General features: G+C 64.5%; 23 protein-coding genes. 14 read left to right on the top strand and 9 right to left on the bottom strand.

Features of this window, described 5'->3' with window-relative positions:
• The first annotated feature begins 128 nt into the window (after positions 1-128).
• The 8 genes from U1R88_RS22555 (at position 129) to U1R88_RS22520 (ending at position 8,618) form a co-directional block, all read left to right on the top strand.
• Positions 129-542: a MarR family winged helix-turn-helix transcriptional regulator gene (locus U1R88_RS22555; RefSeq protein WP_068289351.1), complete on the top strand. Its 414-nt coding sequence runs from the start codon at positions 129-131 to the stop codon at positions 540-542.
• 176 nt (positions 543-718) lie between these two features.
• A complete protein-coding gene (locus U1R88_RS22550) occupies positions 719-1,675 on the top strand; it encodes a sugar-binding transcriptional regulator (protein ID WP_322433266.1) in 957 nt (318 codons plus the stop codon).
• Between the two features lie 372 nt (positions 1,676-2,047).
• A complete protein-coding gene (locus U1R88_RS22545) occupies positions 2,048-3,304 on the top strand; it encodes an ABC transporter substrate-binding protein (RefSeq protein WP_322433297.1) in 1,257 nt (418 codons plus the stop codon).
• A gap of 252 nt (positions 3,305-3,556) precedes the next feature.
• Positions 3,557-4,423: a carbohydrate ABC transporter permease gene (locus U1R88_RS22540; RefSeq protein WP_068289345.1), complete on the top strand. Its 867-nt coding sequence runs from the start codon at positions 3,557-3,559 to the stop codon at positions 4,421-4,423.
• 3 nt (positions 4,424-4,426) lie between these two features.
• On the top strand, positions 4,427-5,257 hold the full coding sequence (locus tag U1R88_RS22535; protein ID WP_068289343.1) for a carbohydrate ABC transporter permease: 831 nt from the start codon (positions 4,427-4,429) through the stop codon (positions 5,255-5,257).
• Between the two features lie 35 nt (positions 5,258-5,292).
• Complete coding sequence (locus U1R88_RS22530; RefSeq protein ID WP_322433265.1) at positions 5,293-6,294, top strand: ABC transporter ATP-binding protein; 1,002 nt, start codon at positions 5,293-5,295, stop codon at positions 6,292-6,294.
• 236 nt (positions 6,295-6,530) lie between these two features.
• Positions 6,531-7,559, top strand: a complete 1,029-nt coding sequence (locus tag U1R88_RS22525; protein WP_322433264.1) for a peptidoglycan-binding domain-containing protein — start codon at positions 6,531-6,533, stop codon at positions 7,557-7,559.
• A 276-nt stretch (positions 7,560-7,835) separates the two neighbouring features.
• Complete coding sequence (locus tag U1R88_RS22520) at positions 7,836-8,618, top strand: SDR family NAD(P)-dependent oxidoreductase (protein WP_322433263.1); 783 nt, start codon at positions 7,836-7,838, stop codon at positions 8,616-8,618.
• A 211-nt stretch (positions 8,619-8,829) separates the two neighbouring features.
• On the opposite strand, the gene U1R88_RS22515 is transcribed toward U1R88_RS22520, so the two are convergent.
• From U1R88_RS22515 to U1R88_RS22485, 7 genes are all read right to left on the bottom strand, one after another.
• Complete coding sequence (locus U1R88_RS22515; protein WP_068289536.1) at positions 8,830-10,251, bottom strand: mannose-1-phosphate guanylyltransferase/mannose-6-phosphate isomerase; 1,422 nt, start codon at positions 10,249-10,251, stop codon at positions 8,830-8,832.
• 188 nt (positions 10,252-10,439) lie between these two features.
• The gene (locus tag U1R88_RS22510; RefSeq protein WP_322433262.1) at positions 10,440-11,957 is read right to left on the bottom strand and encodes a helicase HerA domain-containing protein; all 1,518 of its coding nucleotides are present in this window, start codon (positions 11,955-11,957) and stop codon (positions 10,440-10,442) included.
• Between the two features lie 825 nt (positions 11,958-12,782).
• A complete protein-coding gene (gene hexR / locus U1R88_RS22505; RefSeq protein ID WP_322433261.1) occupies positions 12,783-13,676 on the bottom strand; it encodes a transcriptional regulator HexR in 894 nt (297 codons plus the stop codon).
• 41 nt (positions 13,677-13,717) lie between these two features.
• On the bottom strand, positions 13,718-14,590 hold the full coding sequence (locus U1R88_RS22500; protein WP_322433260.1) for an MBL fold metallo-hydrolase: 873 nt from the start codon (positions 14,588-14,590) through the stop codon (positions 13,718-13,720).
• A gap of 4 nt (positions 14,591-14,594) precedes the next feature.
• The gene (locus tag U1R88_RS22495; protein WP_322433259.1) at positions 14,595-15,527 is read right to left on the bottom strand and encodes an NAD(P)-dependent oxidoreductase; all 933 of its coding nucleotides are present in this window, start codon (positions 15,525-15,527) and stop codon (positions 14,595-14,597) included.
• Between the two features lie 18 nt (positions 15,528-15,545).
• Positions 15,546-16,499, bottom strand: coding sequence for a shikimate dehydrogenase family protein (locus tag U1R88_RS22490; RefSeq protein WP_322433258.1), 954 nt, complete (start codon positions 16,497-16,499; stop codon positions 15,546-15,548).
• Positions 16,496-17,152, bottom strand: a complete 657-nt coding sequence (locus U1R88_RS22485) for a bifunctional 4-hydroxy-2-oxoglutarate aldolase/2-dehydro-3-deoxy-phosphogluconate aldolase (RefSeq protein ID WP_322433257.1) — start codon at positions 17,150-17,152, stop codon at positions 16,496-16,498. Before U1R88_RS22485 ends, U1R88_RS22490 begins: the two co-directional genes overlap by 4 nt.
• Here U1R88_RS22485 and U1R88_RS22480 point away from each other — a divergent pair.
• The 3 genes from U1R88_RS22480 to U1R88_RS22470 all read left to right on the top strand — a co-directional run bounded on the left by U1R88_RS22480 (position 17,151) and on the right by U1R88_RS22470 (position 19,699).
• The gene (locus U1R88_RS22480) at positions 17,151-17,273 is read left to right on the top strand and encodes a hypothetical protein (RefSeq protein WP_322433256.1); all 123 of its coding nucleotides are present in this window, start codon (positions 17,151-17,153) and stop codon (positions 17,271-17,273) included. The genes U1R88_RS22485 and U1R88_RS22480 overlap by 2 nt on opposite strands.
• A 118-nt stretch (positions 17,274-17,391) precedes the next feature.
• Positions 17,392-18,900, top strand: a complete 1,509-nt coding sequence (locus tag U1R88_RS22475; protein ID WP_322433255.1) for a xylulokinase — start codon at positions 17,392-17,394, stop codon at positions 18,898-18,900.
• A 40-nt stretch (positions 18,901-18,940) separates the two neighbouring features.
• A complete protein-coding gene (locus tag U1R88_RS22470) occupies positions 18,941-19,699 on the top strand; it encodes an SDR family NAD(P)-dependent oxidoreductase (protein WP_322433254.1) in 759 nt (252 codons plus the stop codon).
• A gap of 147 nt (positions 19,700-19,846) precedes the next feature.
• On the opposite strand, the gene U1R88_RS22465 is transcribed toward U1R88_RS22470, so the two are convergent.
• Together U1R88_RS22465 and U1R88_RS22460 are read right to left on the bottom strand one after the other, a co-directional pair.
• Entirely contained in the window at positions 19,847-22,711 is a 2,865-nt protein-coding gene (locus U1R88_RS22465) for a caspase family protein (RefSeq protein ID WP_322433252.1), read from the bottom strand.
• A 189-nt stretch (positions 22,712-22,900) separates the two neighbouring features.
• Positions 22,901-23,263, bottom strand: coding sequence for a hypothetical protein (locus U1R88_RS22460; protein ID WP_322433251.1), 363 nt, complete (start codon positions 23,261-23,263; stop codon positions 22,901-22,903).
• A 100-nt stretch (positions 23,264-23,363) separates the two neighbouring features.
• Here U1R88_RS22460 and U1R88_RS22455 point away from each other — a divergent pair, with 100 nt between their 5' ends.
• The 3 genes from U1R88_RS22455 (at position 23,364) to U1R88_RS22445 (ending at position 26,668) form a co-directional block, all read left to right on the top strand.
• Positions 23,364-23,828 (top strand): MarR family winged helix-turn-helix transcriptional regulator, encoded by a 465-nt coding sequence (locus tag U1R88_RS22455; protein ID WP_322433250.1) that lies wholly within the window; start codon positions 23,364-23,366, stop codon positions 23,826-23,828.
• The gene (locus U1R88_RS22450) at positions 23,821-25,005 is read left to right on the top strand and encodes an HlyD family secretion protein (protein WP_322433249.1); all 1,185 of its coding nucleotides are present in this window, start codon (positions 23,821-23,823) and stop codon (positions 25,003-25,005) included. The genes U1R88_RS22455 and U1R88_RS22450 overlap by 8 nt, the downstream gene beginning before the upstream one ends.
• Before the next feature lie 88 nt (positions 25,006-25,093).
• Positions 25,094-26,668 carry a DHA2 family efflux MFS transporter permease subunit gene (locus U1R88_RS22445; protein ID WP_068289304.1) on the top strand — a complete coding sequence of 525 codons (1,575 nt, stop codon included), beginning with the start codon at positions 25,094-25,096 and terminating at the stop codon, positions 26,666-26,668.
• Positions 26,669-26,692: the final 24 nt, after the last annotated feature.

The raw sequence follows: 26,692 nt of genomic DNA, 5'->3' as shown, positions 1-26,692 counted from the left end.
GCCAGGCAGATTCCTCCCGATCGAACCACAGGCTCGATCGGGAGGAATCTGCAGAATTTCAAACGCTTGCAGAATTTCTCGATATCGCCCATTCGTGGGCAATATCGAGAAATTCTGCTTGGAATGCCATGACCGATTACAGACTGGACGATCAGATTGGCTTCATTCTGAGGCAAGTCTACCAGCGGCATGCCGTCCTGTTCTCCGACGGCCTTGGCGAGGACCTGACGCCGATGCAATGGGCAGTGCTGGCCAAGCTTGCCGAGCTCGGCACCTCCTCCCAAAATCTCCTGGGTCGGCTCACGGCCATGGACGTCGCCACCGTCAAGGGCGTAGTCGAGCGGCTGTCCCGCCGCGGCCTGATCGAGACCAGGCCCGATGCCGAGGATCGCCGCCGCCTCGTCCTCTCCCTGTCCGCTTCGGGCGAGGCTCTCTACGCACAATTGGTGGCCAAGGCCTCCGCCGTCACCGATCTTACACTGGCGCCGCTCAGCGATGCCGAGCGCGGCACGCTACGCGGGCTGCTGGACAAGCTGCGCTAACCCCCATCTCCGATGCCAGAAGCGTTCCCATCGAGGCCTGTCCCGAACGTTACGGGACTAAAATCGTACCTTTGCTCGATGCCGACGCTTGCGCCGCTACCCGATGAATGCATTCTAGGTTATAAATCTGGGCGTTCGCAACCAGCCTGGGCAAATACTCGGAGGGATGGGACATTATGAGCGACCTCGGAGACCTGCAGAGCCGCAAGCTCGATCTCGCTACCCGCGCGGCCTGGCTCTACTATATCGACGGAGCGACCCAGGACGAGATCGCCGCCCAATTCGATATTTCGCGCCAGAGCGTGCAGCGCCTGGTCGCGCTGGCCGTTTCGGAACGCGTGATCGAGTTTCGCATCCAGAGCCCCGTCGCCGAATGCACGGCCCTGGCCAAGCAGTTGCGCGAACGCTACGGCCTGACCATCTGCGAGGTGGTGCCGAATGGCCTGCACGACCCCTTGGCAGCGGTCGGGCTGGCCGCCGCGCAGATCCTGGAAACCCAGTTCGGCCAGCGCGGCTCGGGCGTATTCGGCTTTTCGACCGGACGTACCTTGCTGCGTATGGTCCGCGAGATCTCGGCCAAGCCACGCCCCGACCTCAAGATGGTCTCGATCGTCGGCAATGCCGCGCGCGACGGCTGCGTCAGCCCCTTCGAGATTGCCATGCGCCTGGCCGACAAGCTCGACGCTAAATGTTACCCGCTGCAGATGCCGGTGCTTGCCGACACCATCGAGCATTGCCAGGCCCTGAGAAGCCAGCCGGTGCACACTTTGCTGCAGGATCTGGTGGAGACGGCGCGGGCCGTCTATGTCGGCGTCAGCGACGTCAGCTACGGTTCTCCGATCCACCAGGACGGCTTCGTGCTGGAATCGGAAATGCACTATCTGATCGAGAACGGTGCCATCGGCGAGATCGCCGCCTGGCCCTTCGACCGCAACGGCCGCATCCTGCGAAACGATTATACCGAGCGCCTGCCCGGCTTCCGTCCCGATCGGCTGGCGCGCCTCGTGCCGGTGGTCGGCGTCGCCGCCGGCCAGCGCAAGATCGCGCCCATCCGCGCCGCCCTGAAGGGCGACCTGCTTTCCGGCCTGATCACCGACGAACAGACTGCCACAGCTCTGCTCGAACAGACCTAGAGCAAAAACGCGTTCAGGTGTGAACGCTTGCTTGCTCTAGCTCTTTGGTTCGACGCGTCTTTGCGATTCTAGGCGATTCCCTGAGATTGCAAAACGCTTCGCCCCTGCCCAAAACCGAAAATCGACCGACGCGCGGTTCTTTTCCGCGCATGCTGGCGCCTGCCTGCCTCTCAGGCGCAATCCCGGCGCATGAGACAACTTGACATTAAGCCGCACCGCTGAGAATATGCTCTAGTATTGGGCGTCTGCCCACGCCCACAAGCCGTGACAAGCGGTGCGCATTTTTAACGGGAGGTTCTGGTGCAAACGGCAAAATCACTGATTTCGCTTGCAGGCGCGCTTGCCTGCGGCGTTTCTCTCGCCTGGTCCTCGATGGCCGGCGCTGCCGAGACGTTGACGATCGCCACGGTGAACAATGGCGACATGGTCCGGATGCAGAAGCTTTCGGAGGATTTCACCAAGGCCAATCCGGACATCACGCTGAACTGGGTCACCCTCGAGGAGAATGCCCTGCGCGAGAAGGTGACGACCGACATCGCCACCAAGGCCGGCCAGTTCGACATCCTCACCATCGGCACCTATGAAGTGCCGATCTGGGCCAAGAAGGGTTGGTTGGTTGCGCTCGACAAGCTCGGCGACAACTATGACACCAATGATCTGATCAAGCCGATCCGCGACGGTCTGACCTATGAAGGCAAGCTCTACGCCGCTCCGTTCTACGGCGAGTCCTCGATGATCATGTATCGCAAAGACCTGTTCGAGAAGGCCGGGCTGAAGATGCCCGACAGTCCGACCTGGGACTTCGTGGCCGATGCCGCCAAGAAGCTGAAGACCGCCGACACCTACGGCATCTGCCTGCGCGGCAAGGCCGGCTGGGGAGAGAACATGGCCTTCCTCACCGCCATGTCGAACTCCTTCGGTGCTCGCTGGTTCGACGAAAGCTGGAAGCCCCAGTTCGACCAGCCCGAATGGAAGGCGACCCTCACCTTCTATGTGAACCTGCTCAAGGAAGCCGGCCCGCCGGACGCTTCCTCCAACGGCTTCAACGAGAACCTCACCCTGTTCAACCAGGGCAAATGCGCGATGTGGATCGACGCCACGGTGGCCGCCGGCTTCGTGACCGATCCCAAGCAATCGACCGTGTCCGACAAGGTCGGCTTCGCCCTCGCCCCGAATACGGGCCTGGGCAAGAACGCCAATTGGCTGTGGGCCTGGTCGCTCGCCGTCCCCGCCGGCTCGCAGAAAGTGGAAGCCGCCGAGAAGTTCATCGCCTGGGCGACCAGCAAGGACTACTCGGCCTTGGTGGCCAAGACCGAAGGCAACTGGGCTGCGGCACCTCCCGGGACCCGCGCCTCGCTCTACAACAATCCCGACTACCAGAAGGCTGCACCCTTCGCCAAGCTGACGCTGGATTCGATCATGTCGGCCGATCCGACCCATCCCACCGTCAAGCCAGTGCCCTATGTCGGCGTGCAGTTTGTGGCCATTCCCGAGTTCCAGGGCATGGGCACCTCGGTGGGCCAGCAGTTCTCCTCGGCGCTGGCCGGTTCTGCCTCGATCGATGACGCCCTTGCGGCATCGCAGAAGCTGGTGACCCGGACCATGACCAAGGCCGGCTACATCAAATGACCCCTTCCTCCCGGGACGGGGCTCATCGCCCCTCCTGAAACTTGGCTGTCCCGGCCCTTCATCACCGGGACAGCCCCCTTTCAAAGACTTGAACGAAAGCGTTTTGCGCTTCGTGGAGATCGCCGGGACCGTGCGGGATCACCAGAAATGCCGGGACGCATCAAAGCAAAGAACCAGATCAAATAGGCGTTCGAGCCTGAACGCGCTTTGCTCGGGAACATTCAAGATTTGGTCTGTGGGGAGGACCTCAAGATGGCAACGCAGCAGACGCGTGTGCTCGCCAGGGTGGCCGTCGCGCCCTCGGTCATCATGCTCTTCATCTGGATGATCGTTCCGCTCGTCCTGACGATCTATTATTCTCTGAACAACTATACGCTCGACGATCCGACGAATTTCTACTGGAACAGCTTCGGGAACTACACTTACTTCCTGACGGACCCCACCTTCTTCAAATCGCTGGGCGTCTCGCTGCTGATCGTCGGCTCCGTGCTTGCCATCACCATTGTCGGCGGCATCCTGATCGCCCTCCTGATGGATCAGCCCTTCGCCGGCCAGGGCATCGTGCGCCTGATGGTGCTGGCGCCGTTCTTCGTGATGCCGACGGTGGCCGCGCTGATCTGGAAGAACCTGTTCATGAATGCCGACGGCGGCATGCTGACCTGGGTGTCGCAGGTGCTCCACCTGCCTGTCGTCATCTGGTTCACCAACTGGCCGCTCCTGTCGATCATCATCATCGTGGCCTGGCAGTGGTTGCCCTTCGCCACCCTGATCCTGCTCACCGCCATCCAGTCACTGGACGAGGAGCAGAAGGAAGCCTCACAGCTCGACGGCGCCAAGCCGCTTTCCTACTTCTTCTACATCGTGCTGCCGCATCTCTCGCGCGCGATCACGGTGGTGATCCTGATCGAGACCATCTTTCTCCTCAACATCTTCGCCGAGATCAAGGTCACGACCAATGGCAGCCTGAACACGGCCAACCTGCCCTTCCTGGTCTATCTCACCGAAGCGGGCGACCACGATATCGGAGCGGCCTCGGCCGGCGCATTGGTCGCCGTGGTCCTGGCCAATATCGTCGCCTTCTTCCTCGTCCGCATGATCGGCAAGAATCTGGAGGCCTGAGCCATGGCACGCGCAGTTTCCACCCGGCGCAAGGTCGTCGTGACAACCGCCGCCTGGATCGTCGGCTTCCTGATCTTCTTCCCGATCCTGTGGATGGTGATCACCAGCTTCAAGACGGAAGGCGAGGCCGGCATCCTGCCGCCCAAATTCCTGTTCTTCAGCTGGACGCTGGAGAATTACCAAAACATCTTCACCCAATCGAACTATGGCAGGGCCGCGCTCAACTCGATCTTCCTGTCGGTCGGCTCCACCCTGCTCGGCCTGATCTTCGCGGTCCCGGCCGCCTGGGCCATGGCCTTCGCACCCGGCAAGCGCACCAAGGACCTCTTGATGTGGATGCTCTCCACCAAGATGATGCCAGCCGTCGGCGCCCTGATGCCGCTCTTCCTGCTCTTCAACCGCTGGGGCCTGCTCGACAGCCGCTGGGCAGTCATGGTCGTCCTGTTCCTGATCAACCTGCCGATCGTGGTGTGGATGCTCTATACCTATTTCAAGGAGATTCCCGGCGAGATCCTGGAAGCGGCACGCATGGACGGCGCCTCGCTCTGGCGCGAAATCGTCTATGTGCTGACGCCGATGGCCGTCCCCGGCATCGCCTCCACGCTCTTGCTCAACACCATCCTGGCCTGGAACGAGGCGTTCTGGACCCTGAACCTGACCACTTTCGACGCCGCGCCGCTGCCGCAGTTCATCGCGGGCTACTCGGCCAAGATGGGGCTGTTCTGGGCCACGCTGTCGGCCGCCTCGACCCTCGCCATCCTGCCGATCGTGGTGCTCGGCTGGTTCTCGCAAAAACAACTCGTCCGCGGCCTCACCTTCGGCGCCGTGAAATGACGAACAACAACATGTCAGAATGGGGAGCTGCGTAAATGGGCCGCTTCAATCTTCGCAATGTGCGCAAGGCCTTCGGTGAAGTCGTGATCATTCCCGATCTCGACCTCGACATCGAGGATGGCGAGTTCGTGGTCTTCGTCGGTCCGTCCGGCTGCGGCAAGTCCACTTTGCTGCGGCTGATCGCCGGCCTGGAGGATACCACCTCGGGCGAGATCAAGATCGACGGCGTCGACATGGCGCAAGCCCCGCCCTCCAAGCGAGGGCTGGCCATGGTGTTCCAGTCCTACGCGCTCTACCCGCATATGAGCGTGCGCAACAACATCGCCTTCGCCTTGAAGATGGCGGGCGAGAGCAAGGACGTCATCGACCAGAAGGTCGCCAAGGCCGCCGCCTCACTCAACCTCACCAATTATCTCGACCGCAAGCCGCGCCAGCTCTCCGGCGGCCAGCGCCAGCGCGTCGCCATCGGCCGCGCCATCGTGCGCTCGCCCAAGGCTTTCCTGTTCGACGAGCCCTTGTCAAATCTCGACGCGGCGCTGCGCGTCAACATGCGCATCGAGATCTCTCAGCTTCACAAGGACCTGAAGACCACGATGATCTATGTCACCCACGACCAGGTCGAGGCCATGACCATGGCCGACAAGATCGTGGTGCTCAATGCCGGCAATGTCGAGCAGGTCGGCTCGCCGCTCCAGCTCTACAACAAGCCGAGGAACCTGTTCGTCGCCGGCTTCATCGGCTCGCCCAAGATGAACTTCCTCAAGGATGGTGCAGCGGCCAACTACAACGCCACCACCATCGGCATCCGCCCCGAGCATCTCAACCTGTCCCCGACCGAGGGGCAATGGAAAGGCAAGATCTCGATTTCCGAACATCTGGGCTCGGATACCTTCTTCTATATCGACCTCGACGAGGGCACCCGCGTCACTGCGCGGGCACCCGGCGAGTTCGGCCTTACCACTGGCGATACCATCTATCTCACGCCCCAGCCGGACCGCCTGCATCGCTTCGACGACAAGGGGCTCTCCCTGGCCTGAAAACGGGTTCGGCGAGGGGGAGAAGGCGACCAGACCAGCCATCCTCGGCTTCAGGCTCGCCTTCTCCTCATCCGTTCACCTGCCAGCACCGGCATCTCGGACGCTTTGGCACCCCAAGCGCAACTATGCCCGTACTATTGGGGCATCGAATGCGAATATCGCGCCGAGACCCTCGTTGCTGGACAGGTTGCCAATTAGTAACATGTTGGGATGGCGGTGTGCTGGGGAGATAGCAGGTGCTAGTCAGCAGCCTTTTCCGAGACGACCCGAACTTGCAGGCCTGCCTTGTCAACGACACCGCGCATTTGACGGTCGGCGCGCGCGGAAGACATGTGGCAAGAGTGCAGATGGCACTTCTCGCTCTTGATTGGCTTCGGATCGAGGATGGCGAGATCCGTTCGCAAAGCTACGGCCCCTCCACCGCCGCGGCCGTGCTGAGCTTCAAAACCCGACGCAGCATCATCAATTTCAGCTATCAGCGAACGGCGGACAACATCGTCGGCAAAATGACCATCGGCGCCTTGGATCGGGAAATGGCCGCATGGGAGCGATCCAGCCGGCGTTTGGACATTTGCTCGTGCTGTCCGCCCGGGCAACTTGGCGCCGAACCTCGCCCAGATCCTCGTTTTATTGCTTCCGAAGTTACACCTGTCTCGTCGGGAAATGTGGGTGGGGGAGGTACACCGCCAAAACAGTTCAACAAAACCCTCCACATATTCTGCACGATGACAAAGAAAACCCAGAAGGAGGGAGGCTTCAACTTTCAACCCCTGATTGACTTTGCAAATGTCAGGTTGAAAAGCTATGGAATGCAGATCTCTACCGATTTCTCTGCTGCCAATAGCCCTGCAATTATCGACTTTGTCGATTCCATTGTTCTGGAAGACGACGTCGCGGTTGCGCGGCAGGCCTGCGAGAACCTGCATTCGGGTGCACCGGGGGTGTTACGCGTCATGGCATGTCATCGCGGTATCAACGCTGCGACCGGCCAGACATTTCGAGGCATCACCGTCGCCGGCACGGTTTTCAAGCCTTTCATCATCTTGAATTCCAATCTGACGACCTCGACGACGCCCAAAGACGACAATGTGCTGATCCACGAGATGATACACGCATCACATGCGAGGGTTGAAATTCACGACCCGGAACTGGAGAGCGTATTCACCGAATATACGCGAACGCAGTCGAACGAAAAACAGCCGGCAAGGACGGTCCTGAAACCCAATCGGGCGCTCGAGCTATCGAGCAGTTTTTTTGCAACCTGAATTGTCCATCGTCAGCAGCCTGAAACGGGTAATGAGCGGGAGCAAAGGCTGCGATCGGTCCATTTCACTCCGCTCAGGCGTGACAAAATTGCGCTTAGCCCGCTGGGAACCACGTTCCCTCGACCGAGGTCCCCCTCTTCTCGATTCGTATGGCCAATGCAGGATTGGCTTCGTCGAATCAGCATGCGACATTAGATTGACTGCAGCTGCACGGGCATTTGTTCCGTTTGCAAAATCGATGCAGCAAACGGGAGCGACGCATGGAAAGGATCCGCGATGTATAAAAAGAAACTCGAGCTCACTGGCCGGCATGCCCTCGTCACGGGCGGCGGGCGTGGCATAGGCCTGGCCTGCGCCGAAGCCTTGGCCGAGTTCGGGGCCGAAGTGGTCATCGCCGATTTCGACATGAAGGTCGCGGCGGAGGGGCAGGCCGCCCTTGCAGCCAAGGGTTACAAGGTCGAGACGGTGAAGATGGACGTCACCAATTCGGCGGAAGTGACTGCCGTGGCCGACGACCTGGCCGCCAAGGGGCGCGCTATCGAGATCCTGGTCAACAATGCCGGCATTGCCCGCTCGATGACCCCCGCCGAGGACGTCGCCGACGAGCATTGGCTCAACGTGCTCGACGTCAATCTGAACGGCGTGTTCTGGTGCTGCCGCGCCTTCGGCAAGCACATGCTGGCGGCCAAGAAGGGCTCGATCATCAATATCGGCTCGATGTCCGGCATCATCGTCAACAAGCCGCAGGAACAGTCCTACTACAACGCCTCCAAGGCCGGCGTGCATCACCTCACCAAATCGCTGGCGGCGGAATGGGGCCTGCGCGGCGTACGCGTCAACTCGGTCGCTCCCACCTATATCAACACGCCGCTGACCGCCTATGCCGCGACCGACCCGGCCAATGCGGAGATGTTCAAGACCTGGCTGGAGATGACGCCGCAGGGGCGGATGGGCGAGCCGGAGGAAATCGCCTCCGCCGTGCAGTTCCTGGCGTCCGATGCCGCCAGCCTGATGACCGGCTCGATCGTCACCGTCGATGGCGGCTACACCTGCTGGTAAAAAGACAAGAAAAAGGGAGGGGCGAAATCCCCTCCCTCATATCGTCGCGACCTCATATCGAGCTTCGAAAAGATCGATCGATCCGTCATTGCGAGCGCAGCGAAGCAATCCAGTCTTCATCCGGCCTCAAGCGAATATCTCCTGGATTGCCGCGTCGCTCCGCTCCTCGCAATGACGCGACTTTGCAGGAACAAATAATTCCAATCGCGCCTCAGGACGCCGCGCGGTTGTAGATGTCCTCGATGCGGATGATGTCGTCCTCGCCGAGATAGGAGCCGGTCTGCACCTCGATCAGTTCGAGCTCGATCTTGCCGGGATTCTCCAGCCGGTGGGTGGAGCCGATCGGGATATAGATCGACTCGTTCTCATGCAGCGTCTTGATCTGGCCGTTGATGCTGACATTGGCGACGCCGCGCACCACGATCCAATGCTCGGAGCGATGATGGTGCTTCTGCAGCGAGAGCTGGCCGCCGGGCTTGACCACGATACGCTTGACCTGGTGCCGTGCACCGAGATCGAGCGACTTGTAGTGCCCCCAGGGGCGGTAGGACTGCAGGTGATCCTGGGTCAGGCCATTGTGGCTCTGCTTGAGCTTCTCGACCAGCGCCTTGATGCCGGCGGCATCGTCGCGGCGGGCCACCAGCACCGCATCGCCCGTGGTGATGACGGCGAGGTCGTCCAGGCCGACCACGCAGACGAGCTGGCGTTCCGAGGACACCAGATTGTTGCGGGCGTTGACGAACAGGGCTTCGCCCAGCTTGGCATTGCCGGCCTCGTCCTGCGGCGAGAGCTCGCGCACCGCGCCCCAGGAGCCGACATCCGACCAGTCGAAGCTCGCCGGGACCACGGCGGCGGCCTGGGTCTTTTCCATCACGGCATAGTCGACCGAGCGCTTGCCGCAGCGTCCGAAAGCCTCGGCGTCGAGACGCACGAAGCCGAGATCGACCGTGGCCTTCGCCACCGCCTCGTTCACCGCTTCCACCGTATCGGGCTCGCAGCGGGCATATTCGGAGAGGAAGAAGCCGGCCTCGAACAGGAAATTGCCGGAGTTCCACAGATAGCCTTCGCGCACATAGCGCGTGGCGGTCTCGGCATCGGGCTTCTCGACGAAGCGGCGCACCTTCAGGACGCCGTCGACCAGGGGCTCTCCGGCCTCGATATAGCCATAGCCGGTGGCCGGCTGGTTGGGCACCACGCCGAAGGTCACGATGTGTTTCTTGGCGGCGCCGCGCCGTGCCGCCACGCAGGCCGCGCGAAAGCCTTCGATGTCCCGCACGCGGTGGTCGGCGGCAAGGGTCAGGACCGGCGTCTTGGCGCCATCGCGCGCAGCGATGAAGGCCGCACCCGCAGCGATGGCCGGCCCGGAATCGCGCGCCTCGGGCTCGAGCACGATATCGGCCTCGACGCCGATCGACAGCAATTGGTCGGCCACCAGGAAGCGATGATCCTGGTTGGTGACGATGACCGGCCGGCCGAACAGCTCGGTGCCGCTGACGCGCCGCATCGTTTCCTGGAAGGTCGAGAGATCACCGAATAAAGGCAGGAACTGCTTGGGTCGGCTGGCCCGCGAGGCCGGCCACAACCGCGTTCCGGAGCCGCCGCAAACGATCAGGGGAACGATCTGGGTAGACATCATCCGCTCATATTTGAATTGGAGGAGCCATCAACCGATTAGCTCTATGCCACGATTATATCGACAGAGTCAGATGATTTTCAGGCCTGCTTTGGTTTATTGCGCTCATCCTAGGGGGTTTTTGGTCAGCGTCGCACTAATGCTTCCGGATAGTGCGAGGTCTCCTGCGGCTGATGCAGCGCCCGCCCTCACTCGGCGGCGGCCAGGCTGTCCCTGTCCAGCGCGGGACCATTGGGATCGCCGGGGGCGGTCTCCCAGCCAAGATCCGGAACTACCGCGATGCGGGCACCGCGCATGTCGACGCGCGTCATCACGAAGTCCGCATTCTGCAGATGGCGGATCTGGCTGCGGGCGCGGCCGGCCGAATGGCTGCCGCAACGCCTGGCGATCTCGGCGTCCGGCGGGCATGGCGCGCCCGTCATCGCCGCCGCCGCGAGAATCAGGAACACGGCCTGGAGATCGGCCGGCACCAGGCGGGCATGGTCGAGCGCACGCTGCCATTGCTCCTGGTCGATACCGTCGGGATCGAGACCCGCGCGGGCTGCGCTGAGCAGGAACTTGAACTCAGCCATGGCCGGCGGCGAGCCGCCGAGCCGTTCGATGCGGCAACGTACGATGAAATCCTGATAGAGCACGGCATCGGTGCGGAAGCTGGCATCCGGCTCCTGCATGATCGCAAAGGCGATACGGGCATGGGCCTGCTGCAACTCGGCCGGTGGCATGGCAGGCAGGGCTTCCTCGCCGGCGGCCTCCGCCGGTCGCTCGCGCACGAGTTGTTCGAGGATCTCGGTGGTCGACATCGGCGGCGGTGTCACCACGCGGCGCTCGGGGCGCGGACGCGGCGCCGCCATCGGCACGGGCGCTAGGATGAGATCGCGCGCCGCCTCGCCCCCTTCCGGCAGCGGCGTCAGCTTGGGCGTCGCCACCTTGGGGCGCGTCTCCACCGGGCCGACCTTGATGGGAAGCGGGCGGCGTGACAAGGCCGGGCCGAGCGCCACGAACTGGCCGCGCTGCAGTTCCCGGAAAGTCTCGGCCTGGCGCCGGTCGAGGCCGAGCAGGTCGGCGGCGCGCGCCATGTCGATGTCCAGGAAGGTCCGGCCCATAAGGAAGTTGGACGCCTCGGCGGCGACGTTCTTGGCAAGCTTTGCCAGGCGCTGGGTGGCGATGATGCCGGCAAGGCCGCGCTTGCGGCCGCGGCACATCAGGTTGGTCATGGCGCCGAGCGAGACCTTGCGCGCCTCCTCCCCGACATCGCCGGAAGCGGCGGGCGCAAAGAGCTGGGCCTCGTCGACGACCACCAGCATCGGGAACCAGAAGTCGCGCTCGGCGTCGAACAGGGCGTTGAGGAAGGCGGCGGCCGCCTTCATCTGCATCTCGGCGTCGAGGCTCTCCAAGACCAGCACCGCCGAGACCCGGTGCTGGCGCACCCGCTGGGCGATGTGCTCGAGTTCGGCCAGGCTGCGCTCGGCGTCGATGACGACATGGCCGTAGCGATCCGACAGGCTGGCGAACTCGCCCTCGGGGTCGATGATGACCTGCTGGACATGCGGAGCGCTCTGCTCGAGCAGCCGGCGCAGGAGATGCGATTTGCCGGAACCCGAATTGCCCTGCACGAGCAGGCGCGTGGCCAGCAATTCCTCGATGTCGAGCATTGCAGGCGCACTGCCGGCGGCAGACGCGACGCCCATCTCGATTTCGATCTTCATCTCAAGCAGCGATTCCGGTTTCGCCCCAGCCATAGCGCCCCTGAGGGGTGATCAACAACCCCCACCCGCGCATGGAAGGGGATTTCCACATGCGGGCAGCCAGCCCAGGCCTGTGGCCTTTCAACAACGCCGTGTCCACAAGGGGCGAAGGCCGGGCGGGGAGACTTGCTTTCGCTCTCGCCCTCGGAGAGGATGCCTTGGGGGAAGCTTCATCTAAATCGTGTGCACAATGAAGAAACTGGTGTTTGGTCTCGGCCTGCTCGTGATGACACCGCTACCGGCTCCCGCCAACAGCGCCGCGGCCAGTTGGAGACAGCCTCCTCCCAATCCCAGGATCGTTACCCAGCCTGCCACGATGGTACCCGTCACGCCGGCCCTTGCCGGCCGCAGCAAGCAAGTACCCCTGTCTTCTACGGCATCAGGGAAGGCTCCCTCTGTCGACCTCCAAGGACCATTGAACGAGAAATGGCGCCAGGCTTGCGGAACGGCCCTCGTCCCCCTTCCCTCGTCAGGCCTACATTTGACCGGAGAAGTTCACGTATCTCTATCCAGGATAGCGGCAACCAGGTTTCTTCATCGAGGAGAGAGATTTCTCGACGTCCCGGTCAATCCGAAATATTTCGCCTATGACCGGTTCGGCATACTCGTCCATGATGGAAGCTCGCTACAACGTTGGAGCGCGGTCGCGCCTCCCGGCATGAAGGTACAACCGGGCGACTCCGTGACGATTGTCACCCGCCATCAGGACGATTCACTGCCCTGCCATTTCGTGCCGAACCTTGTGATCGCTGTCCGGCACAAGAAAGCATAGTCCCCCCAGCCGGACTACTCGCCGATGCGGTATTCGGCGAGCTTGCGTTTCATCGCCTGGAAGCGTCGGACATGGGCCTCGTCGCGGCGCAGCGCCACCGCCGTCGACAGCACGTCGATCACCACCAGCGCCGCAATGCGCGAGGTGGTGGGGGTGTAGATGTTGGTGTTGTCGAGCGTCTCCACCAGCAGGGCCACGTCGCAATGGCTGGCGAGTGAAGTCTCGAATCCGGTCAGGCCGATGACCTTGGCCCCGTTCTCGCGCGCGGTACGGGCTACCTCGATGATCGAGCGCGAACGCCCGGTATGGGAGATCACCACCGCGACATCGCCCGGCTTCATCATCGAGGCGACCATGATCTGCTGGTGGGTGTCGTGCTGGGCACCGCAGGGCACGCCGAACAGCGGGAATTTCTGCTGGGCATCGCGCGCCACCACACCCGAAGCGCCCAGGCCGAAAAATTCGATGGCCTTCGCCTTCTCCAGAATGTCGATCGCCCGGGCCAAAGCCGCCTTGTCCAGATGATGGCGCGCCCAGTCGAGGCTGGTGATGGTGTAGTCGAAGATCTTCTCGACCACGGTTTCCGGCGTATCGGTGCCGAGCAGCACCGAATGGGTGGCCGGCGTGCCCAGCGCCAGGCTCTGGGCCAGGCGCAGCTTGAAATCCTGGAAGCCGTTGCAGCCGATGGCAGCGCAGAAACGGATGACCGTGGGCTCGCTCACCCCGGCGGCGAGCGCCGTCTCCGCCACCGTGGCGTTGAGAATGCGCTGGGGATCGGCCAGGATGAGGTCGGCGACCTTGCGGTCGGACTTGCGCAGTTCGCCCAAGGTCAGCCGGATCACCTCGAGCACGTTCTGGATCGTGGTCCGAGGCCCGGGCTGAGATGCGGTCTGATCCGGCAAGGTCATCAACGGCTTCCCCTTCTGGCTCTCTCTTCGGATCGGAGGGCTCAGCCCGCCACCTTGGACGGCCCTGTCAGCCTATACTCGATTCCCGTCCCAGCCCGAAGCAGCCGGGTCGGCCCGGTCATCGCGGCAGCCTTCGCGTCGATCCGCTCGGGTGCAAGCGTATTGAAGGCAAACATGCCGTAGTGATGGGCGAGCATGGCAGCGATGCCGCAGGACGAGGCCAGTCCGGCCGCCTCGTCCAAAGTGAGGTTACCGGCGATGCCGGCAGCGGCGAGTGCCGGCGAGCGGCCATTCACCGGCAGCAGTGCCAGATCGGCCGCCAGAGCCCGCACCTCTTCGACCTGTCCGGCGAAAGGAATGGTATCGCCGGAATGGAAGACGCGGATACCGTTCAGCTTGAGGCCATACCCCAGAAAGACATGATGGCCCTTCTCGTCCCGCTGCAGCTCCTCATGGGCAGCCCGTACGGCCTTCACTTCGATGTCCTCGCCAAGGATCAAGGTCTCGCCGGCATCCATGCCGATGAAGCGCTCCGCATCGAGCCCGGTCCTCTCCTGCGCCAGTTTCAGCGAGGCCTTGGGCACCACCAGAGCTAGCCCTGGAAAGCGCCGAGCGAGCGGGGTCAATGTCGCGGCGTCGAGGTGGTCGGTGTGGTGGTGCGTGCAGAGGACGAAATCGAGCGACGGCAGCTCGTCGATACCGATCGGCAGCGGCATCATGCGCTCATGCGAAGGGCCTCGATCACGATATTTCTCCGCCAGGGAGTCCGAGAGATAAGGATCGATCAGCAGGCGATGCCGACCGCTGTCGAGGAGAAAGCCGGCCTGTCCGAGCCAATAGAGCGAGAGGCCGGCCTCAGGCCGGTTCGCGAGCTTTCCAGCCAGCGGGCCGGCAAAGGGCAGGATTTCCAGCATTCCCTCACGCCCTCCCCTGCAGGGCATCCATCAGATTGGCGATGGCGACCTCGGTAGCCCTGTCGACGCTCTCCTGGGTGAAACCGCCGATATGGCTGGTGGCAATCACGCGGGCATGGCCGGCGAGAACGAGGTTCGCTGGCGGCTCTTCCTCGAAGACATCGGCGGCATAGCAGCCGAGGCGCCCGTCTTCGAGCGCTTGCAACAGAGCCGCCTCGTCCACCAGCGACGAGCGCGCGGTGTTGACCAATACCGCACCACGCCGCATGGCCGCGAATTCGGCCGTGCCCAGCAGCGGGCGGCCATCCGCCGGCGCCGGGCAGTGGAGGGTGACGATATCGGCCTCAGCCAGCATGTCCGATATCTCGACCCAGCGCAGGCTGCTCGCCTCGACATTCACGGCGGGGCTCTGCGGATCATAGGCGAGGATCTCGGCCCCCAGCGCGGCAGCCAGGCGGGCGACTTCGGCGCCAATGGCGCCGCAACCCACGACGCCGACCTTGCGCCCTCGGATTTCGGCGCCGATCCGGCGGGGCCAGGCCCCCTGCTTGATGCCGGCATCGCAAAGCGGGATCTGGCGGAGCGCCGCGAAGATCAGGCCGATGGCAAGCTCGGCCACACCCGCCGCATTGGCACCGGCGGCAATCCGCACGGCGATCTTGCGCGCGAGCAGCGTATCGATCGGCAGATTGTCGGTGCCGGTGCCATTGCGGCTGATCGCCCGCAGCGAGCCGGCCGCGGCGATGACGCGCGGCGAGATCCTCTCCACCCCTGCCAGCCAGCCGGTCACGCCGGGCACCAGAGCGAGAAGGTCCTCCTCGTCCGGCAATTTGCCGGGCGCCGGCATGACGATCTCATGGCCCTGTTTCCTGAGGCGTTCGACCAGGGGATGGGCCGCCGATGTCAGCGAGCGCGGCGTGACCAGGATGCGTTCCATGTCTTCAACTCTTCGTCTTCATCCCTTGGAAGCGGCGATGGCGATCTCGCCCAGCCGATCGAAGGACGGGCCGGAGGTCGGGATCTCGATGTCGAAAACCTCGGCGATCACCTGTGTCCAGCCATGCAGGAAATAGGTCCAGCCATCCTCGATCTGGAGATGGCGTGCCGCCTGCTGGCGCCTGGCCTGGTCGAGGAAGACGAGGTCGCCGCGATAGTTGAGATCCCACACGATCGCGCGTTCGGGAAAAACCACCGCATCGGTCAGCGGCGAGCCGGGCGCGTCCTTGCCGAGACCGGTGGCATTGATCACCACCGAGCCCGGCTTGAGGACGGCGGTGACCGCGTCATTGTCGGCAGGATCGGGGGCGAGCACATAATCAACCGGCACCGGCATGCCGATTTCCTGATGGATGCGCCGGATCTCGTCGAGGCGCGGCTGGCTACGATTGGACACCACGATGCGCGACGGCCGATCGGCGCCGCGTGCCTCGCGCACCATGTGCCAGGTCAGTGCAATGGTGGAGCCGCCCGCTCCCATCGAGAAGAGCTCGGCGCCGGTGCGCTCGAAATGTCCCCTGGGAATGAAATTGTCGAGGGCGAGCCCGGAGGAGATCGGGTCCTTGGCGTGGCAGATCAGGCGTCCGTTGCGCTTGGACAGGCAGCTCGTTTCCTCCATGCGCAGGGCGAAATCGTCGACCTCGTCGAACAGATCCCGGCAGGCCTTGTAGAGGTCGATCTTGTGGGTGGTGACCAGCGCCCCCAGCGAGAGGGGATCGGCCTTGATGAAGGCGACCGCTTCGCGATAGGCGGCCGGATCGGCATGGAGAGGAAAATCGATGCCCTTGATCACCGCATCCTTCAGGCCCAGATGCTCGGCCCAGGCCGGAAAGACCCGCATGATCGAGCTCTTGGTGGTGGTCACGCCGATGAAATAGAGAGTCGGCTGCGTCGCCGGCCGGTAGATGCTCATGCCGCGCCCGCCCGGATCGCCTTGACGCGCTCGACGGCGGCCTTCGCCTTGGCGGTGATCTCCGCAAATTTCCCGCCGCTGATGTCTTCGGGCTTGGCGATCCAGGTGCCGCCGACGGCCGCGACGAAGCGATGCTTGAGCCAATCGCCCATCGTCTCCAGCGTGACGCCGCCGGTCGGGATGAAGCGGACGCCCAGATGATTGAAGGGCGCGGCGATGCCTTCTAGCGCCTTCGGCCCGCCGGCGACACCGGCCGGGAAGAACTTGCACAGGCGGAGGCCGGCGCGGGTTGCCGCGGTGAGATCCGTCGGCGTCATGATGCCGGGCGCGAAGGGCAGGCCGATCGCCTTGGCGGCGGCGACGATCTCCGCATCGAAACCGGGGGACAGCGCAAAGCTCGCACCATTGTCCTTGCAGGCCTGGACCGATTCCAAATCCAGCACCGTGCCGGCGCCGGCCAGGAAGTCCGGCCTCTGGTCGCGCAGAATGGCCAGGACTTCTGCGGCCGCCTTGGTGCGGAAGGTGATCTCGGCGATCGGCAGGCCACCGGCGGTCAAGGCGTCGGCCAGTGCGACCGCATGCGCGGGATCGTCGATCGCGATGACCGGCACCACGCCGATCGCTTCGATCCGCTCGATGGGATTGACGGCCATGTCTGCGCTCTCCTCAGGGCTTGCCGATGGCATCGGCTTGGGTGTCAATTTTGTAGCAATGCTACATATTCCGGCCAGCCTCGGCAAGGTACTCGGTCAATTTTATTGCAATGCAGCATAGATATGTCGGAATTTTCAGTTGACCCGCCGGAAAACGTGTAGCATCACTCCAAAAAATGCACGGACGATGGTGGCGGTGTACCCCATCCATTTTTAAAGAGCGAGCCGAGGACACACCCATGACGCAGGATCTCATCCTGGCCATCGATGTCGGAACCGGCAGCGCCCGCGCGGCCCTGGTCGAGATCGGCGACGGCGCCATCCTGGAGATTGCCGCCAGCGAATACGATCAGATCGTACCGGCTTTCGGCTGGTCGGAACAGCGCCCCGCCGATTGGTGGGCGGGCACCGTCTCGGCCATTCGCACCGTGCTCGAACGCCATGAAGGCGCCGCAGCCCGGATCCAGGCCGTCGCCGCCTGCGGCCAGATGCATGGCACCGTGCTGGTCGACGGTCATGGCAATCCGACCCGCGATACCGCCCCCTTGTGGAACGACAAGCGCACGGCGGGCTTGGTGGCGGCCTTCGAGCGGGACAACCCGCCTGCCTCCTATCTTTCCGAAAGCGGCAATCCGCCGACGCCGGCCTGGCCCGGCTTCAAGCTCGCCTGGCTGCGCGACAACGATCCGCATGCCTATCGCGCCGCCGCGACGGTGCTGATGCCGAAGGACTACATCAATCTGCGGCTCACCGGCGAGATCGCCATGGATGAGGGCGATGCCTCCTGCAGCTTCCTGATGAATCCGGCAAGCGGAAGCTGGTCCACCGCGATGATCGATCGTCTTGGCCTCGACGCCGCCAAGCTGCCGCCGATCCGATCGCCGCTCGACATTCTCGGCCGCGTCACCGCCGGTGCCGCCCTGGAGAGCGGCCTTGCCGAGGGTACGCCCGTCCTGGTCGGCGGAGCCGACTACCCGGTGGCGGTGCTCGGTTCGGGCGTCGTCCATCCCGGCACGGCCTCGGATGTGATGGGCACCTCCTCCATCATTACCCTGGTGACGGGCGAACCGCTGCTCGATCCCGAGATCTGCAATGTCCGCACCGTCGAAGGCCATTGGGGCCCGTTCACCCTGCTGGAGACCGGGGGCGACGCCATGCGCTGGGCCCGCCGCGCCTTCCATGAGAAGGCCCTCTCCTATGGCGATATCGTCGCCAAGGCTGCCGAGGCCCCGGCCGGCGCCGAAGGCCTGTTCTTCCTGCCTTTCCTGGCCGGCGAGCGGCTCGGCGCGCATCGCAATGCCCGCGCCCAGTTCTTCGGCATCGGCGCCAAGCATGGCCTCGCCCATCTCCACCGCGCCACGCTGGAAGGGGTGGCCTTCGCGGTCAACCGCCATATCCGCGTGATGGAAGCCTCCACCGGCCAGAAGCTCGAGCGCGTGGTCGCTTCCGGCGGCGGCGCCAAGACCGAGCTCTGGCTCAAGATCAAGGCCAGCGCCTACAACGTGCCGATCCTGGTGCCCGAGGAAACGGAATGCGGCCTCGTCGGCTGCGCGGCGATGGCCGCGACCGCACTCGGACGTTTCGGCAAGGTCGAGGACGCCGTCGGCCGTTTCGTGCGCTACGGCGCCGAGATCCTGCCCGACCCGGCCTGGGCGGAGACCTATGCGCGCATGCAGCCAGTGTTCGACCGCCTCTACCGCCATTCCCAGGCGCTCTACGACGATCTCGACCGGCTGCAGCAACCCTGAACCGCCGATCATCCCTTTCTCGAAATTGAAGGAAACATGCATGCAGGACGTGCTCTCCGCCTTCCGTCCCGGCCTGTTCGAAGGCAAGACCGTCGTGGTCTCCGGCGGCTCCAGCGGCATCGGCCTCGCCATCGCGCAGGGCTTTGCCGGCCTCGGCGCCGATGTCATCGCGACGGGCTCCACGCAAGCGCGCCTTGCCGCGGCTAAGGCCGCCAATGGCGGCCGCTCCATTCGTTTCGAGCAGCTCGACGTTCGCGACAAGGCGGCGGTCGAGCGCTTCTTTGCGGCGCTGCCGGCGCTCGACGTGCTCGTCAACGCCCAGGGCATCGCCCGCCCCGATGCCGAATGGACCGAAGAGACCTATCTCGAAGTCGTCGACGTCAACATGAACAGCGCCATGCGCCTCGCCATGGCGGCCCACCCCCTGCTGGTGAAATCGCAGGGATCGATCATCAATTTCGCCTCGATGCTGAGCTATCTGGCCGATGACAGCGTGCCGGCCTATTGCGCCAGCAAGACCGGCATCATGGGGCTCACCCGCGCCCTCGCCCACAAATTCGGACCCGAAGGCATCCGCGTCAACGCCATCGCGCCCGGCTATCACCGCACCGACATGACCAAGCCCTTGTGGTCCGACCCGGTGCCGGCCGGGAAGATCGCCAACAAGGCAGCGCTCAAGCGCTGGGGCACGGTCGACGATCTCGTCGGCACTGCCTTGTTCTTTGCCTCGCCCGCCTCGATCTTCGTGACCGCCACCACGCTGCCCGTCGATGGCGGCTACGTCGTCAGCGGCTTCTGACCGAGGCCTGCTCCGGATCTGACGCGAGAGCAAGGCGCGCTCGCGACTGAACGCGTCCTTGCCCGCCAGGGTGCCCGGTCCCATCGCAATACCATGGCCTGAAGCAAAACCGCCCGGCGCGAGCCGGGCGGTTTCTTTCGTCAGCCTTCACTCACAAGGCGGCGCCCCTGGCGTGCCGCACCGGCGCTGGCGTCCGCCACCGGCGGGTGCCGGGCCGCGTTCGCCAGGCGGCGGCCGCATCTGCTGCATCGGCCGGGGAGCCTGCCCCCCGAATTCCGGCTGGGCGCGCTGTGCAGGCGGCTGCCGGTTCGTGCGAGGCTGCGCGTTCATGGCCGGCGCCATTTCAGGCGCGGGCGATGGGCTCAGGCGCTTCTGGCGCGGTGGCGGCGCACCATTATCTCCAGGTCCGCCATCCGGCTGGGCCTGGGGACGTGGACGGCGGCCGGCCGGCTGGACCGGCTCATCCGGCTGGCCGGGACCGGCATCGGGTTGCCGGTTCTGCGGACGCCGACGCCCCGGCAACGGCTGCATCTGTCCGCTGCCATCCGGCAAGGCCTGTCCAGCGGGCGGCAGCGGCTGGCCGAAACCCTGACCGTCCGGCGCCGGACGACGCTTACGGCCGGCCGGTTGCGGCGGCGCGCCGCCAGCATTGGGCAAGGCCTGCCCGTCGGGTACGGCACCAGGCAGCGGCACCGGTGCGCCTCCATCCTGGGGCTGGCGCCCTTGTGGCTTCTTGCGACCGGGGGTCTGCTGCGCCGGAGCTCCTGCCTTCGGCAAAGGCTTGCCCAGCTGGTTCTCATCGGCGGCAGGCGGCTGTCCCGTAGGCAGGACGGTGCCATCGGGCTGTTGCCGGTTGTTCGGACTCAAGCGCCCCTTCTTGCCGGGAAGAAGCTGGCCGGGCTGGGCCTGGTCAGGCTGTGCTTCGGGCTGGGCACCCGGCAATGGCTGCCCCAGCTGGCCGGGCTTGCCCGCCTTGCCGCCAGGCTGTTGGCGGCCCGGCAGCGGCTTGCCGGCGAGCGGCGGTTTGCCGTTGTCGAGCGGCAGGGCTTCGCCGTTCATGCCGGGCAGCGCCTTTCCGGGCTGGGTCTGCCCCGGCTTGAGGCCGGGCTGCGCCTGACCCGGCAGGAATTGTCCGGGCTGGCCTTTTCCGGGAAGAGCCTGGCCTGGCTGAGCCTGACCGGGCTGCCCCCGCCCTGGCTGGACCTGACCCGGCAGGAACTGGCCGGGCTGGCCCTTGCCGGGAAGTGCCTGTCCAGGCAGCGCCTGCCCCGGCTGTGCCTGGTTTGGCAGAGCTTGGCCTGGCAGGGCTTGCCCCGGCAGGAGGCGTCCCGGGTTTTGCGGCTGGCCAGGAACGGGCGGAACGCCGGTCGCGCCCGGCTGCGGCGCCACGGCGGGTTGCGGCATCATGCCGGGCTGGCCACCCCGTCCGCCGCGATTGCGCAGGAAGGGTGGCAGGGCCACGCGAGCGGCTGCGGCAGCAGCACCGATGGCGATCGCCGCGCCAGCCGCCTTCTCCCCGGTCGTCAATCCGCCCTCGCCCTCTCCGGGGCGTACGCGCTCCGGCGGAGCCTCCAGCGTCTCGTTGATGATGGTGGCGTTATGGATATTGTTGAAGATGAAATTCTGCGGCGGCGGCTGGACGTAGCGCGGCGGCCGCACCCATTCGGGCACCGCCACATAGCGCGGCGACGGCAGCACATACTCATCGACCGGCGGCGGAGGCGGCGGCAGCTCCACGAAATCGCGGGGCGGCGGCGGCAGGAAGATCACCGGCGGCGGCGGAGGCGGCGGCAGGTCGAATTCGGGATCGGAGAAGACGATCACCGGGCGTTCGACATAAACGACCTCGACTTCCGGCGGCGGCGGCACGTCATACTCGATCACGTCGAAACGCGCCGGCGGCTCGATCTCGGCCGACAGATATCTCAGGCGGCGGCGGGCGTCCCAGGCATGGGGGCCGCGCGGATAGCGCTTGAGATAGGACCAGTAGGCATTGGGCGTATCGCGCTTCCAGGTCTCGTGCCAGGTGATGGCCTCGCGCCGGGCGGCCACGATGGCGCGCACGCGCTTGGCCATGGGATCGCGCGGAAAAGCGGTCAGGAAGTCCTGATAGCCCTGCATGGTATCGCGATCCACGGCTGCGACATAGGCATCACGCGCGTCGAAATCGGCGATGCGCTTGGACTGCATCGCCTTGTCCTCTTCCACGGAAACCTGGGGAGCAGGCGCATCGGCCGCACGGTCGAAGAAGGCGAAGGGTTCGCCGAGCTTCGACGCGCTCCAGGGCAGCACAGCACCATTGGTCCTCTCGCTCACCCGCAACCGGGTACGGTCGAACACATCGGCGATCGGCAGCCCGCCCGTCCGCATCATTTCGGCGAGGGCCTGGGCATAGGCGCCATAAGGCCCCTGCTCAGCCGGCCCCACCGTGCCGGGTGCCGCATTGAAGGCGATCAGTGAATTGGGCTCGGCATCGACGAGCGCCAAGCCGCCGGCGAGGGGCTGGTCGCCGCGCGCGAACTGGTTGGCACGCGCGCCATCGATCACCACGATGCTGGCCTTCAGCTGCAAGGCGCCGAGCGGCCGAATGAAATCGGAGAGCCGTACCGCCTCTGCCGGCACGGAAGCTGGCGTCTGGATGGCAGCGTCGACGGGCACGAAATAATTCTGCCCTTCCGACTGCAGGCCATAACCGGCCAGATAGACGAAAGCCACCGTGTCGGGTCCCGATGCGGAGGCCTTGTCGAGGAATTCACGGAACGCCTTGCGCAGCGAATCCTGGTCCAGGTCGCGGGCGCCGGTCACGTCAAAACCGGCTGCTTGCAGGGTCTGGGCGATAAGGCCCGCATCATTGGCGCTGGTCGCCAATGGTCCGGCCTTGTAGTCGGCATTGCCGATGACGAGGGCAATGCGCTTTTCGCCCTGGCTCTGTGCCCGGGCAGGTTGCAGCGGCAAACTTGCCGCGAGCAGGATGAACAGGAGCGCAAAAGCGCTGCGGAATGTCGCGGACATTGATCTGGCCCTCTTGGTTTCCACCCGGCGTGGGCCGAGCTCGAACGGCTCATGGCCTGTGAGTACAACCTAAGCGATAGCTTGGCTGACTTGTATGGCGTGTGAACCAAAAGGGGCTGTTTTGGGGCGTTGTAGCGGCAATAGAGAGGCCGCCGCCTCGAAAGCGGGCGGCAAGCGCCAATGCTGGCGCTAATTCTGGTCCTGGCAGAGAATGACCGGCGACGCCAGGGCGGCGACGTAGCCGGCCCCCTGATAGACCTGGGCGTTGTTGGCGCCTGGCGGCAGCAGGAAGGAGCCGCTCACCACCTGCGGGACATTGCTGACCTGCAGGAGGCTCCAGCTGAAATTGCACAGCTGCGCCGGTTTGGTCGGTGCCAGGTGCGAGCAATTGAGCAGCGCGGCTCCAAGCATGGCGGCGCCGCCGCAGCTGACGAAGCGCGGCGCGGCGGCCGCCGGATGCGTGCCGAGCGTCAGGACAAACCAAGTCGCGCACAGCAAGCCGGCCCCCGTCAGGGCCGGACCCCGATCAAATCTCGCGTGATCAGCAGCCATTTTGCGGTCCGCACCATCTGGGCGATTGCATTTGAGGCATCCTTGTTATAATCGTGCATAAATATAAGCAAGCTTATAATTAGAACGGCATGTTCTAGATATGCTCAATCCACCCACTCTCGGTTTCATCCTGCATGACGTCGCCCGCCTGATGCGAAAGCGCTTCGAACAGCGGGCTGGCGATATCGGCTTGACGCGTTCGCAATGGCAGGCGCTCGCCTTCCTCTCCCGCAGCGAAGGGATCCACCAGAGCGGGCTGGCCGAACTGCTCGAAATCGAACCGATCACTTTGGTACGCATCCTCGACAAGCTCGAAGCGCGCGGGCTGATCGAACGGCGCCAGCATGCGAGCGACCGTCGGGTCTGGCTGCTCTTCCTGACGCCGGCCGCCCATCCCATTCTCGCCGAGATGCGCGCTCTCGGCGACCGGACCCGGGCGGAGGCCCTGGCTGGTATCCCGGACGAAGACCGCGTGAAACTACTCGACACCCTGACGCAGATGAAGGCCAACCTTCTCGAAGCCTGCCGCCAGCCGGTCGACGACAAGGAGGCAAAACATGGCTGATGGCAGCAACCAAGCCCAGAAACTCGAAAACCCCATCGAGATCGAGCGGCTTTCCAACGACAAGGCCGGTCAGGATGCGGTCACGCCGCAGCCGGCCAAGATGCGCAAGCGCTCGCTGACCCGCCCCCTGCTCTTTGCCCTGCTTCCCGTCGCCCTCGTCGCCGGCGGCTATTTCTACGTCACCGGCGGGCAGGTGATGGAGACGGACAACGCCTATGTGCAGGCGGCGATGGTCGGCATATCCACCGATGTCGCCGGTACGGTGGTGGAGATCGACGTCGTCGAGAACCAGGCCGTCAAGAAGGGAGACGTGCTCTACCGCATCCGTCCCGGCAGCTACCGCACGGCCCTGGAAGGGGCGGAGGCGCAGCTCGGCACCGTACGCAACCAGGTTCTGACCCTGCAGGCGAGTTACGCCCAGGCCGAAGCCCAGATCGAACAGGCCAAGGCGGATATTCCCTATTACGAGGCCCAGTTCAAGCGCCAGCAGGACCTGCAATCCTCCAGCGCCGCCTCCAAGCAGAGCTTCGATCAGGCCAAGCATGATCTCGATGCGGCGCGCCAGAAGGTCATCGTGGCCCAGGCCAACGCCCAGGCCATGCTGGCCCAGCTTGGCGGCGACGCCTCTCTGCCGGTGGAAAAGAATCCCTTCTACCTTCAGGCCCAATCGGCCGTCGACAATGCCAAGCGCGACCTCGGCGACACCGAGGTGCGGGCGCCCTTCGACGGCATTGTCACCAATGTCGATTCCCTGCAGCGCGGCGCCTATCTCAACGCCTCCCAGCGCGCCTTCAACCTGGTTTCCACTACCAATATGTGGGTGGACGCGACCCCGAAGGAAACCGAGCTCACCTATGTCAAGCCCGGCCAGCCGGTCGAGATCTCGGTCGACACCTATCCGGGCGTGACCTGGACCGGCAAGGTCGAGACTATCAGCCCGGCCTCCGCCTCGAGCTTCTCCCTGCTCCCGGCGCAGAACAGCTCGGGCAATTGGGTGAAGGTGGTCCAGCGCATTCCCATGCGCGTCAGCATCGATCCCGCGCCCGACAAGCCGAGCCTGCGTATGGGCATGAGCGCGGTGGTCGGTGTCGACACCGGCCATGCCCGCGGCCTGCCCAGCTTCGTGACGAACTGGTTCGGCCAAGCCAAGCCCCACGGCAGCCATCAGGCCGGCTGACGACAACGCCGTCGCGCGTTGCCGCGTGCCGGCCCGCTTTTTGAGCACCTGATTATTTCATCACCTATCGTTGCGAACGAGGCCTGCCATGAGCGCATCCGCCACCGCGAGCGCCGGCCAAATCTCCAGCCCCGCCTTGCCTGCCCCCAAGGTCGCCAATCGCGGCGCCATCACCGCCTGCGTCATCCTGGCCGTGATCATGCAGGCACTGGACACCACCATCGCCAATATCGCGCTGCCCCACATCCAGGGTAGCGTCGCCGCCAGCCAGGACCAGATCAACTGGGTGCTGACCTCCTATATCGTGGCGGCGGCGATCATGACGCCGCCCTCGGGCTTCCTGGCGGCCCGTTTCGGCCGCAAGAGGCTGCTGCTCGTCTCCATCATCGGCTTCGTGATCGCCTCCATGCTGTGCGGCATGGCGCAATCCCTGGTGCAGATCGTCGGCTTCCGCCTGATGCAAGGCGTGTTCGGCGCCGCTTTGGTGCCGCTCGCCCAGGCGATCATGCTGGACATCTACACGCCCGAGGAACGCGGCGGAGCGATGGCCGTGTTCGGTGTCGCCGTGATGGTGGGCCCCGTGCTCGGCCCCGTCATCGGCGGCTGGCTCACCGACCACATTTCCTGGCGCTGGATCTTCTACATCAACCTGCCGATCGGTCTCGTCGCGATGCTCGGCGTGATGGCCTTCGTCACCGAGACCCGCAGCAGCACGGCCGTGAAGCTCGACTGGCTCGGCTTCGGCATGCTCTCCATCGCCATCGGCGCCCTGCAGGTGCTGCTCGACCGCGGCGAACAGCTCGACTGGTTCTCCTCCGGCGAGATCCAGCTCGAGGCGCTGATCTGCGCCGCTGCCTTCTACATCTTCCTGGTCCATACCTTCACGGGCAAGGATACCTTCGTGAAGCCGCGCCTGTTCGTAGACCGCAATTTCGCGGTCGGGGTGGTGCTCATATCAGCCGTCGGCCTGACCTATTACGCCGCCATGGCGCTGATGACGCCCTATCTGCAATCGCTGATGGGCTATCCCGTGGTGACCGCCGGCCTGGTGATGGGGCCGCGCGGCATCGGCACCATGGTCTGCATGTTCATCGTCGGCCGCCTGGTCGGAAAGCTCGACACCCGCCTGCTCCTGCTGATCGGCTTCGGCTTGACGGCCTGGTCGCTCTACGACATGACGGGCTGGACCCCCGACATCTCGCAATGGCAGATCATCGTCACCGGCTTCGTGCAGGGGGCAGGCCTGGGCTTCCTGTTCGTGCCGCTGACCACCGTGACCTTCCAGACCCTCGATGCCAGCCTGCGCGGCGACGGCACCGGCCTCTACAACCTGTCGCGCAATATCGGCTCCAGCGTCGGCATCTCCATGACCTCGGCCCTGCTGATCGAAAGCACCCAGGCCAACCACGCCGATCTCGTCACCCACCTCACGCCCTACAACCAGGCCCTGCAGGACATGGCCCGGGCCAAGCTGATCGACCCGCTGAGCGCGGCGGGGCAGACCATGCTCGACGGCATGGTCGGCCAGCAGGCGACCATCATCGCCTATATCAATGATTTCAAGCTGATGATGCTGCTGACGTTGGCCGCGATGCCGCTGGTTTTCTTCCTGCGAAAGGCGGCCAAGCCTCCGGAAATGGACCACAGCATGGCGATGGAGTGAGAGCCTGATGCGGTTCGCTTGAGG

The organism is Labrys sedimenti, from assembly GCF_034424805.1.
Classification (GTDB): Bacteria; Pseudomonadota; Alphaproteobacteria; order Rhizobiales; family Labraceae; genus Labrys; species Labrys sedimenti.
This window is presented reverse-complemented; position numbering and strand designations above follow the sequence as displayed.

Coding starts and splice junctions, on each gene's coding strand:
- U1R88_RS22455 (WP_322433250.1), top strand. CDS start 23,364: ATGCTCAATCCACCCACTCTCGGTTTCATCCTGCATGACGTCGCCCGC.
- U1R88_RS22550 (WP_322433266.1), top strand. CDS start 719: ATGAGCGACCTCGGAGACCTGCAGAGCCGCAAGCTCGATCTCGCTACC.
- U1R88_RS22465 (WP_322433252.1), bottom strand. CDS start 22,711: ATGTCCGCGACATTCCGCAGCGCTTTTGCGCTCCTGTTCATCCTGCTC.
- U1R88_RS22540 (WP_068289345.1), top strand. CDS start 3,557: ATGGCAACGCAGCAGACGCGTGTGCTCGCCAGGGTGGCCGTCGCGCCC.
- U1R88_RS22555 (WP_068289351.1), top strand. CDS start 129: ATGACCGATTACAGACTGGACGATCAGATTGGCTTCATTCTGAGGCAA.
- U1R88_RS22475 (WP_322433255.1), top strand. CDS start 17,392: ATGACGCAGGATCTCATCCTGGCCATCGATGTCGGAACCGGCAGCGCC.
- U1R88_RS22460 (WP_322433251.1), bottom strand. CDS start 23,263: ATGGCTGCTGATCACGCGAGATTTGATCGGGGTCCGGCCCTGACGGGG.
- U1R88_RS22480 (WP_322433256.1), top strand. CDS start 17,151: ATGTCTGCGCTCTCCTCAGGGCTTGCCGATGGCATCGGCTTGGGTGTC.
- U1R88_RS22520 (WP_322433263.1), top strand. CDS start 7,836: ATGTATAAAAAGAAACTCGAGCTCACTGGCCGGCATGCCCTCGTCACG.
- hexR (WP_322433261.1), bottom strand. CDS start 13,676: ATGACCTTGCCGGATCAGACCGCATCTCAGCCCGGGCCTCGGACCACG.
- U1R88_RS22545 (WP_322433297.1), top strand. CDS start 2,048: ATGGCCGGCGCTGCCGAGACGTTGACGATCGCCACGGTGAACAATGGC.
- U1R88_RS22530 (WP_322433265.1), top strand. CDS start 5,293: ATGGGCCGCTTCAATCTTCGCAATGTGCGCAAGGCCTTCGGTGAAGTC.
- U1R88_RS22450 (WP_322433249.1), top strand. CDS start 23,821: ATGGCTGATGGCAGCAACCAAGCCCAGAAACTCGAAAACCCCATCGAG.
- U1R88_RS22495 (WP_322433259.1), bottom strand. CDS start 15,527: ATGGAACGCATCCTGGTCACGCCGCGCTCGCTGACATCGGCGGCCCAT.
- U1R88_RS22515 (WP_068289536.1), bottom strand. CDS start 10,251: ATGTCTACCCAGATCGTTCCCCTGATCGTTTGCGGCGGCTCCGGAACG.
- U1R88_RS22485 (WP_322433257.1), bottom strand. CDS start 17,152: ATGGCCGTCAATCCCATCGAGCGGATCGAAGCGATCGGCGTGGTGCCG.
- U1R88_RS22490 (WP_322433258.1), bottom strand. CDS start 16,499: ATGAGCATCTACCGGCCGGCGACGCAGCCGACTCTCTATTTCATCGGC.
- U1R88_RS22535 (WP_068289343.1), top strand. CDS start 4,427: ATGGCACGCGCAGTTTCCACCCGGCGCAAGGTCGTCGTGACAACCGCC.
- U1R88_RS22510 (WP_322433262.1), bottom strand. CDS start 11,957: ATGAAGATCGAAATCGAGATGGGCGTCGCGTCTGCCGCCGGCAGTGCG.
- U1R88_RS22445 (WP_068289304.1), top strand. CDS start 25,094: ATGAGCGCATCCGCCACCGCGAGCGCCGGCCAAATCTCCAGCCCCGCC.
- U1R88_RS22500 (WP_322433260.1), bottom strand. CDS start 14,590: ATGCTGGAAATCCTGCCCTTTGCCGGCCCGCTGGCTGGAAAGCTCGCG.
- U1R88_RS22470 (WP_322433254.1), top strand. CDS start 18,941: ATGCAGGACGTGCTCTCCGCCTTCCGTCCCGGCCTGTTCGAAGGCAAG.